The organism is Rhizobium sp. 01T417 (genome assembly GCF_056398905.1).
Genome location: NZ_JBFTQH010000008.1, coordinates 1 through 13,060 on the forward strand (window position 1 = coordinate 1; position 13,060 = coordinate 13,060).

Here is a 13,060-nt window from a genome sequence, read left to right on the forward strand (position 1 = left end):
CCGGGTACTTTCTTGCGACGCTTGGAGTTCGGCTCGAAGACGCGGCGTCGTGCGGGCGCTGCCGTGAAGAATACTTCCCATAATGCATCCTCTTCCTGACGACTCAGGTTCAATGATGCACCATCACACTCAGGGACTACACACCTAGACTGATAATAACTTTTCGATGATCGGCCGACTGAGCGCGGTCAATTTTCAGCGAGACTTTTGATGATGATTTGTTGTTTGCGGGTGCCGTCCTCTCACTCATCGCGGCGCTCGCAACCTTCCAGGTCGAGATGCGGGCGGCGGGTCAAAGTATGCTGCGCCATATCGCCAGGGGCGTCGTAGACGATAACCGAGCGAAACGCGTCCGACCCTCAACTGTACTTCCCTCGACATCGAAGCGACGGCCTGGGGCTGGCTGGCGGATGAATACCGTGCGGCTCACTTGGAACGATCGCCGATAGCGGCCAGAGCGAAAAAGCAAATACCGGTATTGCCCGTCACACTCTCGACGCCGGATTTGGCCTGCCCCCAAACCAGAAGAAGTACAAGGGCACCCGAATTACGTCTTGGCCGAATTGCGCCGCATAGGCTTTGGGAGGAGCTGGATTGCGCTCCTTCAAGGAAATTCAGTGATCTCGTCGCAGCGTGGCATCAAAAAGCACGTCTACGTTTTCCTTTGAAGCCGCCGAAGGCTTTCGAACATCACAGAGAAATTGGGGGCGGGGTCTCTCGTCTTGAATACGACGTATTGCTCATTATATATAGGGCATCGACTTTTGCTTTTTGAGCTTTGCTTTGCGTTATATGACGCAGCTGGCGAACCTTTTCTTACAGACATCGATCATTGACTGCCGACGGCTCTCGTCGGGCAGCAACTATTCGTGCGATTGAAAAGGATAATCGTCATGAACACAGGTATCGTTAAGTTTTTCAACACCACTAAAGGCTTCGGCTTTATCCAGCCTACGGACGGCAGCAAGGACATCTTCGTTCACATTTCCGCCGTCGAGCGCTCAGGGATGAGTTTCCTGTCTGAAGGCCAGAAGCTCAGCTTCGACGTCGTCGAGGATACCCGTTCGGGCAAGAGCGCCGCTGAAAACCTCCAAGCCGCCTAAAGAAACCATCGGTCTTTTGCCAGGGACGTACTGGCATCGACCGAACATTTCAAAAGTCGGGACTCCCTTCCTTTCCTCGTTTTCAGAGATAGTGATCGAATGAAAAAGACAAATGCCGACCAGCAAATCCAGCGGGCCCTCCGTCAAGTGAAGAACACCAGTGGCGGCGGTCACCTTGGCGGAACGAATTTCGGCCAATCGTACGATGCGAAGACATCATCTGCCAAAGGCAAGTCCGACGGTAGCCGTAAAAATTCCCGCAAAGCTTGATCGCTTGCTGGAGAAGGTAGCTTTAATGGGAGGTAGATCATGACCATCACGAAAGAAGCGTTTTTCAACCCTGCCAAACTTTCTGCCGACGCGAAAGCAACGCAGATGAATGCGACGGTTCGCAATATTCTCGAAGCCGAAGTGGCGGAACGCGACAAGAAAACGCAAAAGCTCCGAGCGCTCAGACTGGCGCAGCCTGTCGTAGAGCCGTCCAGAAAAAGGAAGCCTTAGAACGCCGGCAGCCTAACCTTTCGCCTCCCTGACCACGGATGTACTGGCATGGAGATGAGATGGAAGCACAGAGGAGCCGGATTTATGTCCGGTTCCATGCTGCGGTTTAGGCACGCTAAAGCTAAGGGCGAAATTACAAAAATCTGGGAGCCAAGGAAATTGAAGGAGACCGTTTCTGAGTACGAAAGAGAAAGTCAGCGCAAATTCCCAAGCCATTTCGGTGGAGTTGACGCCGTCTCACGTTAGAGCCTTGAAGCTTGCGAAGGATGGCGATTTGCATTCCCAAGATGGCAAGTCCTGGACACATCTTAACGCTACCATCACCTACGCAAGGTCAGACCGGTTCAAAGAGCGTCCAATCAAGGTGAAGTCGGTCACAACGGCGACGGTGGAGCGGCTTACGGAACTTGACCTCCTTCGCACTCTCGACCGATCCGATGGTGCGGCGCATTCGCCTCACGGTATTACCATGGCGGGCAAGCTTTGGCTTCTGAAGCACAAGTGAAGCACGGAAATCTCCCTCGCGCGACGAGGGCGAGCGTGACGTTTATCGACGAAGTCGATTGCCAAAGCTGCGGAGCGTGCTGCTCATACTCGTCCGAGTGGCCCAGGTTCACCACGGAAGCCGATGACGATCTGGATTTGGTCCCCGGCTACTATGTGGCAGCTGATCAAGGCGGGATGCGCTGCGAAGGCTCGCGATGTTCCGCGCTGGCGGGTGAAGTAGGCATAAGCACGGCATGCCTTGTCTATGAAGTTCGGCCGGATGTTTGCCGAGCTTGTGTTCCTGGTGATGATGCTTGTCAGACCGCGCGGGCTAAATTTGGTTTCTAAATTAGCTGGCAGGTCTAAGGTTCTTTTCGCGATTAGGCTTAGACGTGCACCGGGCAATGGGAGACGGGGCGCACCAAGGGCGCGATACATTACATTTTTGAGATGTATCGAGGGGCAGCGCAGGTCACGCGACGGAACCGGAGGCGCGTAACCCCTGCTATCGGGTGGAACGGGCGCTTCGCCATTCGGCGACATCCTCCTTTTGAACCCCAGATTGTGTCTTCATCCCCTGCACGACCATGCTCCAGCTTAAAGGTGACAACCTCGCCGAACGTACGTCGGCCATAGGAGGGTCATCTTCGGCCCCAATCCTGACCCCGCCACATTTCAATTTTCTGATCTGTAGATCAAAGGCTTACGCTCATATAATGGGGGTCAGCCTTCGGTGCCACAATCTGACGGCTGACCTGCTCCGAACGCCAGATTGCTGTTTGACGAACGAGACTACTGTGGCTGACGCAACTGCGCGGCGTCTCGAAATGAGATCAGGCGTCGCCTGTGCTCATCCCACAAAACCAGCTTTACACAGCGCAGGCTCTGCATCATGGTGATGCGGCCAATACCGGCCAATGCCGGGTGGTCTCTCAACACCTCCGGAAGCCTGTAATAGGGGACCCTACTCGACAGGTGGTGAACGTGATGGATACCGATGTTGCCCGTGATCCAGCGAAGAGCCAACGGCAGGTCGTAGTGCGATGCACCATGAAGGGCCGCATGTGGAAATTGCCATTCCGGTTCTCTCGACCAATGGGTTTCTTCAAACTGGTGTTGCACGTAGAAGAGCCAGATGCCCGCGGTTGCGGCCAGTAGGGCGACGGGCAAATGCACTAGCAGGAAGGGCAGGATTCCGATTGCCCATATCAATATCGCGGAGCTGAGCGCGATCGCCAGATTTGTCGCCATGGTGGATATCCAAGGCAAGGAACCGGATCGCATCATGCCGAAGGGTAGCCGCTGCTTGAACAGGAACAGCCATGCGGGGCCGATGCCAAACATGATTGCCGGATGCCTATACAGGCGATAGCTGAGCCGACCGATCCAGGAGCGGCGGTCATACTCCGATACCGTTAGCGTTGTTATATCGCCAATGCCGCGCCCCTCTAGATTTCCCGCCAAGGCATGATGCTCCGCATGCGCCCGGCGCCAGTAATCATAGGGCGTAAGTGTCAGGACGCCGATCACGCGGCCCGTCCAGTCGTCGATGCGGCGACGCGCAAAGAAGGAGCCGTGGCCGCAATCGTGCTGGATCATAAACAAGCGAAGCAGAAAGGCGGCTGCGGGAACAATCAGAACCAGCCCGGCCCAGAAGCCGTAGTGAACCGCCGCCAAGGCACCAGCCCAGCAGAACGCAAATGGAATGGCGGTTACTGCAAGTTCGAAAACGCTGCGTCTGAGATGCGGCTGGCGATACATGGCGAGGATTTTGAGCCAAGCCTTTTCATCGGACAGGGGTGGGCTTCGATCGCGGTGGAGGGGCTCGGTCAAAGAATAGTTCCACCAATGGCAATGAATGAAGAGAAGGCAAGTGCTATCAAAACGGCGGATTTGATGAGGAAAAGCGGGTAGTCGAAGCGATAGATTGGATGAAATGAGTTCATCGCTGCTGGATCTCCTTAGGTTCGGAACGTTGTCGTAGGGACGCTCGCTTGATAAATGGTGCGCGGCCGCTTCGCGCGTTTCCTTTTGGCTTTATCTCTTGTGCTTGCCGCCCTGCAGGGCTGCTTTTCGTGGGGTCCTTTTTCTGATTGGCGAAGGTCGCCTCAACCCTCACCGGCGCCTTTTCCTGTTTAGGCTTCCGCGCCTCGCGGTTGCTTAGCATTTGTCCTTTGGCCATTGGTTCGATCCTCTCAATTGAAATCGGGCTTTCCGTTTTTGTCATGAGGCGTGATTAGTGACATCACCGCCTTCCTGAGATTTTTCCTATGCGGCATCGGAAATCCCGCCCTCGTATCAGGTTATCATCTTCGGCGCGTCGGAGGACGACGCGGTCGCGAAGTGGCGGTATGTCATGGGATCTTTCTGCGGGCGCAGCGCTTGATGCCGCCTGAATAGCACCAATTGGCATTGTTTGATAGAAGCGGCCAGAAATATTATCGGGAGATAAATAATAGTTGCGGTCAAATAACAGTAAGGGAATGTGACTTAATTCGTAGCGGAAGGTGGACAGCTGCCGAAATTGACACCGTTGTGCAGAAGCTTGCTTTCCGCGCAAGGAGATGTTCATGGCAAAGCAGGATACTGGCTTCCGATTGATGTCGAAAGCTGTCCAGGCTTGGTACCGTTTCTATGCAGAGCCAGCTGAAAATCATGCATCCCAGGTCCTCTGCAACGCGGCGATCGACCTTTATCACGACGGATACCTGACGGTTGACGCCATCGCGGCCGCCCTCATCGGAACATACGTTGGGATCTGTTCGACGAAGGTGAACACGCCGACTTCCGCGTCTATTCACTAACGTCGTCGGTTCAAGCCCGACCAAATAGCGTTGGAACCAGCCATTCCTTTCAAACGCAAAGGCCGCCCGAGGACGGCCTTTGCGTGCTGCTTGCCGACTTGAGCAGGCTGCATGAGCTTCTTGTCAGTGGCCTCTTCTTCGGCAAGAGGTGATTGCAGAAATGGCACGGCATCTTCAGACCGAGCTGGTCCGCCGATGCGATCAGAGTACTGTAGCGAGCGATTTCGCAATGCTCGACGGCTGCAGCACGTCGAAGGCGGTAAGCTGATCGAAATCAACTTCTGCCTGCCGATCCGCGAGTTCAGACTCCTGAAACACAAGGAGCGGCACAGCTGCAAGGCCGCCTCAACGCTAGTCGAGATGTGCCGCTATTCGGCTCAAAGCTCATCAAGCGTGAGCACCGCGGCGTCGATGTGTGCCTCATCGAGGACTTTGAAACCCTCCCGCGCAGGTCACTAGAAGGTCCCACGACCAATTCTTGCTCATCACCAGCACATACTTGCCCAGTAGGTCGGCAAACAACATGGTCGGCTCCTCCGCCAAACGTTGCCACCATTCACCCTGACTTTGCCTTATAGCTCAATCAGCAACCCCTAAAATAACGGCGAGGTCTGACAGCGTACCGTTCCCATCGGGAGAGTCCAGCTCATCCGCCGACACCGGGAGGAGCATCGTTTTCAAGGAATTCCTTGTACTGGACAGTCTGGGTTACGTTGACGTCGATTGTCGCTGACGGCTTTACCATGAGCCGCACGCCGGGGCCCCCGTCGACGGATCCTTCGCCAAACATCATGACACCTGCTGCAGCAATTGCATCGGCGATTGCCCGAACCGACGGGGTCTCAGGAAGGAGACCCTGTTGTGCTTCCATTCCATTGACGATCGCGACAGAAATTCCCGCAGCTTCAGCTAGATCCTCCGGGCGCCATCGCAAGAGCGCTCGTGCTGCCCCTACTTGCTCACCTGAGATCATGCCAACCTCCGAAGTTGCGGGCGGTTGGCAACCGCGATCCTGGACGGGCGTGGCCTCCGCCCGATCGTCCTTGCGCGATTGCCCGCGACTGCCCATGCCTTACATCACGTCGTGGACTGATAAACCGCAGCCGGTGGCTATTGTTCCCGGGTCCAGCATCGGGGCGCCGCCGGGAAAATGGCGTCGATCCGGGCGCAACCCCGAGATCAGCGGAACTTTGGACCGCCGCACGGGTTAGGCCCGAACCAGTCGTTTCCGCCAAGAGCTGATGATGAACGTTTCAAGAAATCCAATCGAGGCGACCGCCCAGTTCGCCAGGCGAAAGAAAGACCAAGCGAAGAGCTGGCCGGCTTGCGATCATTCTGATCGCTGGTGTGGGGCTCATGTTCTTCTTCCTCTACCTTTGTATCGTCGTTTGGGCCGCGCTCGGCTCCAGCTAGAAACGCGCGCGGCATTGCCGCGCGTCTGAACCCGGATCATGAGAGTTGGACGGCCTATGTCAGAGAAAATCCTTGCCGCGCCTTGCCCGTCGCCTTGGGGCGATGATCGACGATGAACTGTTTGCTGTCATGGAACTGCTCGAAAAGGCAAGCGAGAACCCTCAGCAACGGGATCTCGACGATGTCCTGGCGAGAATTGCGCTGACGGAAAGCGAAATCGAGAAGCGCTACCCGGGGATGCTTCTGCTTCCCTATCGGGAATGGAAGCAGCGAAGGAGCGCTTTCTGATCAATTCCACCCTGAAATCTTTGTACCATAGCGTACGCTCAGCGGCGTCGGGTCAGGAAATACGCTTCCCTAGCCCCCGATGCAGCCTATCGGTTTGATGGCGCACATAGAATTTCCTTTCCAGCGCGCTAATTACGCGCTGGTTTGAGGGAGGCTCTGTGGTGACCACTTCAGGTGAACATAAGCACGCAATCGATCCTGTGAGCCATAATGTTTTTCCGGACGACGCGCCCTTGGCGGTGGAGGATTTCGCAGCGCTGCTCGATGTCCTTCTGTCGGTCCGGCGAGGTGACTTTTCCGTTCGCATGCGCCCGGATCTGACCGGCAAGACTGGCAAGATCGCCGATGCCCTCAACGACATCATCGCTGCCAACCAACGCCTGGCTCAACAGCTGGATCACGTCGGCGAGGTCGTCGGGCGGGAAGGCAGGACGAGCACACGCGTGCGCCTTGGATTGTCGGATGGCTCGTGGGCTGCGATGGAAGGATCTATCAATCACCTCATTGATGATCTTTTGTGGCCAACCACTGCCGTCACCCGCACGATAACGGCCATCGCCAAAGGCGACCTGTTGCAGACCGTTCCGCTCGACGTCGAGGGCCGTCCGCTCAAGGGCGAATTCCTTCGATCGGCCGACATCGTCAATACGATGATCAAGCAGTTGAGCCTCTTTACATCCGAGGTCACGCGTGTGGCGCGCGAGGTCGGTACTGATGGAAAGCTGGGCGGGCAGGCGCAAGTGCCGGAGGTAACGGGCGTCTGGAAGGATCTGACCGAGAGCGTCAACTCCATGGCATCGAACCTGACGGCCCAGGTGCGCAACATTGCCGACGTCACAATCGCTGTCGCCAATGGCGATCTCTCAAAGAAGATCACAGTGGACGTCAGGGGCGAGATTCTGCAGCTGAAGGAAGCGATCAATACCATGGTCGATCAGCTGCGTTCCTTTGCCTCCGAGGTGACCCGCGTTGCACGCGAGGTCGGCACCGAAGGCAAGCTTGGCGGGCAGGCCCTGGTGCCGGGCGTCGCCGGGACCTGGAAGGACCTGACCGACAGCGTCAATGCAATGTGCGGCAACCTGACTGCGCAGGTCAGAAATATCGCCCAGGTTACCACAGCTGTGGCGCGTGGAGATCTTTCGCGCAAGATCACCGTTGACGTGTCGGGTGAGATCCTCGAGCTGAAGGAAACCATCAACACCATGGTGGATCAGCTGAACGGATTTGCCGGAGAAGTCACGCGCGTCGCGCGTGAAGTGGGAACCGAGGGCCGTCTTGGCGGCCAGGCGCAGGTGCCCGGTGTCGCCGGCACCTGGAAGGATCTGACCGACAACGTCAATTCCATGGCCTCGAATCTGACTGCTCAGGTCAGAAACATTGCCGAGGTCTCGACGGCGATCGCAAGCGGCGACCTGTCGAAAAAGATCACGGTCACCGTTTCGGGCGAAATTCTCGAACTCAAGGAAACCATCAACACGATGGTCGACCAGCTTAACGCATTCGCCTCCGAAGTAACCCGTGTTGCGCGTGAGGTCGGAACCGAAGGGCGCCTTGGCGGACAGGCCAATGTCCGCGGTGCAGCTGGCACCTGGAAGGATCTGACCGAAAACGTCAACTCGATGGCCGGAAATCTCACAGCCCAGGTCCGAAACATCGCCGAGGTTTCAACCGCGATCGCCAATGGCGATCTGTCAAAAAAGATCACCGTCGACGTCAAGGGAGAGATTCTCGAACTCAAGGAAACGATCAACACGATGGTCGACCAGCTTAACGCGTTTGCCTCAGAGGTAACCCGCGTTGCAAGAGAGGTTGGTACCGAAGGCCGGCTTGGGGGCCAGGCCAATGTCCGCGACGTCGCAGGAACCTGGAAGGATCTGACAGATTCGGTCAACTCCATGGCGTCGAACCTCACTGGCCAGGTGCGCAATATCGCTGAGGTGGCGACCGCCGTTGCCCAGGGCGACCTATCGAAGAAAATCACCGTTCCGGTTTCCGGCGAGATTCTCGAGCTGAAGGAAACCTTGAATACCATGGTAGATCAGCTGAACGGGTTCGCCGGCGAAGTCACTCGCGTTGCGCGCGAGGTCGGGACGGAAGGCAGGCTCGGTGGCCAGGCCAATGTGCTTGGCGTTGCCGGTACCTGGAAAGACCTGACTGACAGCGTGAATTCCATGGCGGGCAACCTGACGGCGCAAGTGCGCAATATCGCCGAGGTCTCGACAGCGATCGCCAATGGCGACCTGTCGAAGAAGATTACCGTTTCCGTGTCCGGGGAAATCCTTGAACTTAAAGAAACCCTCAACACAATGGTCGATCAGCTGAACCGTTTCGCCTCGGAGGTCACGCGTGTCGCCCGTGAAGTCGGAACAGAGGGAAAGCTTGGCGGACAGGCGCAGGTTCCAGGTGTCGCCGGAACCTGGAAAGATCTGACTGAGAACGTCAACTTCATGGCCTCGAATCTGACCGGTCAGGTGCGCAATATCGCAGAAGTCACGACCGCGGTCGCAAGAGGCGACCTGTCTCGCAAGATCACCGTCGACGTCAAGGGTGAGATCCTGGAGCTCAAGAACACCATCAACACGATGGTGGACCAGTTGAACGCCTTCGCCGGAGAGGTGACGCGTGTCGCCCGTGAAGTCGGAACCGAGGGCAAGCTCGGCGGACAGGCCCAGGTCTCGGGTGTCGCCGGCACGTGGAAGGACCTTACCGACAGCGTCAACTCCATGGCCGGGAATTTGACCGCCCAGGTTCGCAACATTGCCGAAGTTGCAACCGCGATCGCCAACGGTGATCTGTCGCGCAAGATTACCGTCGATGTTCGCGGCGAGATCCTGCTCCTCAAGGATACACTCAACACGATGGTGGATCAGCTGCGCTCCTTTGCCGGCGAAGTCACACGCGTGGCGCGCGAGGTCGGAACGGACGGCCGTCTTGGCGGCCAGGCCGTGGTTCCAGGTGTTGCTGGAACCTGGAAGGACCTTACCGACAACGTCAACCTTCTGGCAGCCAACCTGACCACCCAGGTCCGCAACATCGCCGAAGTGACGACTGCTGTCGCCCGCGGCGACCTGTCTCGCAAGATCACTGTCGATGTGAAGGGCGAAATCCTCGAACTCAAGAACACCATCAACACCATGGTGGACCAGCTGAATGCGTTTGCCGGCGAGGTGACGCGTGTGGCGCGCGAGGTCGGGACCGAAGGCAAGCTCGGCGGCCAGGCGCAGGTGCCCGGTGTCGCTGGCACCTGGAAGGACCTCACCGATACCGTCAACGTCATGGGTGCCAATCTCACCGAACAGGTCCGCGGCATCGTCAAGGTCGTGACGGCTGTCGCAAACGGCGACCTCAAGCAGAATTTGACCGTGGCTTCAAAAGGCGAGGTCGCCGCGCTGGCAGAAACGATCAACAATATGACCAACACCCTTGCGACCTTTGCCGATCAAGTGACGAGTGTTGCCCGCGAAGTCGGCGTCGAGGGCCGCCTTGGCGGCCAGGCGAATGTTCCAGGCGCTGCCGGCACATGGAAGGATCTGACGGGCAACGTCAACCTCCTTGCCGCCAACCTGACAACACAGGTGCGCGCCATCGCAGAAGTGGCCACCGCGGTGACAAAGGGTGATCTGACGCGTTCCATCAAGGTCGACGCGCGAGGCGAGGTCGCCGAGCTCAAGGACAATATCAACACGATGATCGACAACCTGCGTCTCACCACCGAGCGCAATACCGAGCAGGATTGGCTGAAGACGAACCTTGCACGCTTCACCAACATGCTGCAGGGCCAGCGCGACCTCACTCTGGTTGGCAAAATGCTGCTTTCGGAGTTGGCGCCGCTGGTCGGGGCACATCAGGGTGTCATTTATCAGGTCGACGCAGAGACAGATCGTCCGGTCTTGTCGCTTCTTTCCGTCTATGCGCAGGGCCTCGGGACAGAACACCCGAAGCGGCTCGAATTCGGGCAGGGCCTCGTCGGGCAATGCGCCAGTGATGCAAGGGCGATCGTCATCACCGATTTGCCAAGCAACGTCGTTCCGATCAGTTCGGGTGTATTTTCAACATTGCCACGCAGCGCCGTGGTCCTTCCGGTTCATTTCGAGGGTCAGGTCAAAGCCGTCATTGAACTGGCCTCGGCCGGGACCTTCAGCGAGCTGCAACTGTCGTTCCTGGATCAATTGACGACCTCGATCGGTATTGTCCTCAACTCCATTGAGGCGACGATGCAGACGGAGGGCTTGCTCAAGCAATCGCAGCAGCTGGCGGGAGAACTTCAGACGCAGCAACGCGAATTGCAGCAGACAAACGAGCAGCTCGAGCAGAAGGCACAGCAACTCGAGGAGCGAAACGTCGAGGTAGAAGGCAAGAACCAGGAGATCGAGCAGGCACGCCGGGCGCTTGAGGAAAAGGCCACGGAACTTGCCCTGACATCGAAATACAAGTCCGAGTTTCTCGCCAACATGTCGCACGAGTTGCGGACACCTCTCAACTCCATCCTGATCCTCGGCCAGCAGCTCGGTGACAATCCGGAAGGCAACCTTTCGGGCAAACAGGTCGAGTTTGCAAAAACGATCCATGCTGCCGGTACCGACCTTTTGAACCTGATCAGCGATATTCTCGATCTATCCAAGATCGAGTCGGGAACAGTATCGGTCGATGCGGAAGAGATAAGGATCAGCAGCCTTCTGGAAGCCATGGCGCGACCCTTCGGGCACGAAGCCGACAATCGAGGACTTTCTTTCGCCGTGGAGATTGAGGCAAACGTTTCCGACCGCATCATGACGGACGCCAAGCGGCTGCAGCAGATCCTGAAGAACCTCTTGTCGAACGCGTTCAAATTCACTGCCGAGGGCGGGGTGACACTGAAAGTCGCCATGGTCGAAAATGGCTGGTCGCCAGACCACCCATCCCTGAAAGCCGCGGCATCGGTAATCGCATTTGAGGTGACGGATACCGGCATTGGCATTGCACTCGAAAAGCAGCGCATCATCTTTGAGGCATTCCAGCAGGCCGATGCGTCGACGAGCCGTAAGTACGGTGGTACGGGCCTTGGACTTGCCATCAGCCGTGAGCTCGCAAATTTGCTTGGAGGAGAAATTCAGCTTCGCAGCAATCCGGGAGCAGGCAGTGCATTCACCCTTTTCCTGCCGCTCACCTATGCCGGTTCAACGACGGCAAGGGTAGTGGCCGAAGAGACCAATGTCGTGCAGCTTGCCGAGGTCGCGGCCGTCAGACGGGGCGACAAACCGGCTGAACGCTTGCTGGACGATCGCGAAGAAGTCGCGGCCAGCGATCTGGTACTCCTCGTGGTCGAAGACGATCCCCACTACTCGCGTATCCTGATGGATCTTGCCCACGATCGTGGCTTCAAGGTTATCGTCGCCCAGCGTGGCAGTGAAGCGCTGGCGTTGGCGCAGGAATATCAGCCGACGGCAATGTCGCTCGATATTTTCCTGCCTGACATGCTCGGCTGGAGTGTTCTCAGCCAGCTTAAGCAGAACGTTAAAACGCGGCACATCCCGGTTCAGATTGTCAGTCTCGACGACGACAGGCAGCATGGGTTGACACGGGGTGCCTTTGCATTCCTCAAAAAGCCGGCCACGTCGGAGGGGCTTGGCGAGGCCTTGTCGCGGCTGAAAACCTATGCGCAGTCACGGCGTCGGCGACTGCTCGTCGTCGACGATAACGAGGCCGAGCGCGCAAGCGTGGCGGCGCTCCTTGGTCATGACGATATCGAGATTGAAAGTGTCGGGTCAGGCGGCGACGCCCTGGCTTCCCTGAAGCGTGATCCGGCCGATTGTGTCGTTCTCGATCTCACCCTGCCCGACATGTCCGGTTTTGACGTCCTCGAGAAGATGCACGCCGATGGCGATATCGCCGAAGTTCCCGTGGTTGTCTTTACCGGTCGGGAACTGTCTCCCGACGACGACAGCCGTTTGCACAGCATGGCGCGCAGCGTCGTCGTCAAGGGCGTTGAATCGCCCGAACGGCTGTTGGACGAAACGGCGCTCTTCCTGCACCGCGTCGTCGCTGACTTGCCGAGCGAAAAGCAAAGAATGCTCCAGGAGCTCCATAGTTCAGACGAAAGTCTGGTTGGCGAGACGGTACTGCTTGTTGATGACGACGCACGGAACATCTTTGCTCTCAGCAGTGTTCTCGAGCGCCGGGGCATGAAGGTTCTGACAGCAACCACCGGAAGCGAGGCGATCGAGATTCTGGAAAGGGGGGCTTCGGTTGCCATTGTTTTGATGGACATCATGATGCCTGGCATGGACGGTTACGAAACAATGATGGCGATACGTGCCAAGCCGGGCTTTCAGAGGCTGCCGATCCTGGCGCTGACCGCAAAGGCGATGAAGGGCGATCGCGAAAAATGCCTGGAGGCCGGCGCCTCCGACTACCTGGCAAAGCCGGTCAATACCGAGCAATTGCTGTCTGCTTTGCGCATGTGGCTGCATAGGTGAGGGAGGCGGG

General features: G+C 57.4%; 10 protein-coding genes and 1 pseudogene. 8 read left to right on the top strand and 3 right to left on the bottom strand.

All coding sequences use genetic code 11. The features are described 5' to 3' along the window. Nucleotides 1-893 precede the first annotated feature (893 nt). The 5 genes from AC1DPR_RS10720 to AC1DPR_RS10740 all read left to right on the top strand — a co-directional run bounded on the left by AC1DPR_RS10720 (nt 894) and on the right by AC1DPR_RS10740 (nt 2,438). The gene (locus AC1DPR_RS10720; RefSeq protein ID WP_018116770.1) at nt 894-1,103 is read left to right on the top strand and encodes a cold-shock protein; all 210 of its coding nucleotides are present in this window, start codon (nt 894-896) and stop codon (nt 1,101-1,103) included. A gap of 99 nt (nt 1,104-1,202) precedes the next feature. Continuing rightward, nucleotides 1,203-1,373 carry a hypothetical protein gene (locus tag AC1DPR_RS10725; protein ID WP_198011841.1) on the top strand — a complete coding sequence of 57 codons (171 nt, stop codon included), beginning with the start codon at nt 1,203-1,205 and terminating at the stop codon, nt 1,371-1,373. Nucleotides 1,374-1,412: 39 nt separating this feature from the next. After that, nucleotides 1,413-1,604, top strand: coding sequence for a hypothetical protein (locus AC1DPR_RS10730; protein ID WP_018859776.1), 192 nt, complete (start codon nt 1,413-1,415; stop codon nt 1,602-1,604). 220 nt (nt 1,605-1,824) lie between these two features. Beyond that, the gene (locus tag AC1DPR_RS10735; RefSeq protein ID WP_477816251.1) at nt 1,825-2,109 is read left to right on the top strand and encodes a hypothetical protein; all 285 of its coding nucleotides are present in this window, start codon (nt 1,825-1,827) and stop codon (nt 2,107-2,109) included. 35 nt (nt 2,110-2,144) lie between these two features. Next, a complete protein-coding gene (locus AC1DPR_RS10740; protein ID WP_083929924.1) occupies nt 2,145-2,438 on the top strand; it encodes a YkgJ family cysteine cluster protein in 294 nt (97 codons plus the stop codon). Nucleotides 2,439-2,882: 444 nt separating this feature from the next. Here the strand turns inward: AC1DPR_RS10740 and AC1DPR_RS10745 are convergent, their stop codons facing one another. After that, nucleotides 2,883-3,923, bottom strand: a complete 1,041-nt coding sequence (locus tag AC1DPR_RS10745) for a fatty acid desaturase (RefSeq protein ID WP_477816252.1) — start codon at nt 3,921-3,923, stop codon at nt 2,883-2,885. A 737-nt stretch (nt 3,924-4,660) separates the two neighbouring features. Here AC1DPR_RS10745 and AC1DPR_RS10750 point away from each other — a divergent pair. Further along, a complete protein-coding gene (locus AC1DPR_RS10750; RefSeq protein ID WP_477816253.1) occupies nt 4,661-4,894 on the top strand; it encodes a hypothetical protein in 234 nt (77 codons plus the stop codon). Between the two features lie 98 nt (nt 4,895-4,992). Here AC1DPR_RS10750 and AC1DPR_RS10755 read toward each other — a convergent pair. Continuing rightward, nucleotides 4,993-5,141, bottom strand: a pseudogene (locus AC1DPR_RS10755) (DUF892 family protein); the annotation flags it as partial. Between the two features lie 399 nt (nt 5,142-5,540). Then, nucleotides 5,541-5,867 (bottom strand): hypothetical protein, encoded by a 327-nt coding sequence (locus AC1DPR_RS10760; RefSeq protein ID WP_477816254.1) that lies wholly within the window; start codon nt 5,865-5,867, stop codon nt 5,541-5,543. A gap of 512 nt (nt 5,868-6,379) precedes the next feature. Between AC1DPR_RS10760 and AC1DPR_RS10765 the strand changes: the two genes are divergently transcribed. Together AC1DPR_RS10765 and AC1DPR_RS10770 are read left to right on the top strand one after the other, a co-directional pair. Next, nucleotides 6,380-6,595, top strand: a complete 216-nt coding sequence (locus AC1DPR_RS10765) for a hypothetical protein (protein ID WP_477816255.1) — start codon at nt 6,380-6,382, stop codon at nt 6,593-6,595. Nucleotides 6,596-6,828: 233 nt separating this feature from the next. Then, nucleotides 6,829-13,050, top strand: a complete 6,222-nt coding sequence (locus AC1DPR_RS10770; RefSeq protein WP_477816397.1) for a HAMP domain-containing protein — start codon at nt 6,829-6,831, stop codon at nt 13,048-13,050. Nucleotides 13,051-13,060: the final 10 nt, after the last annotated feature.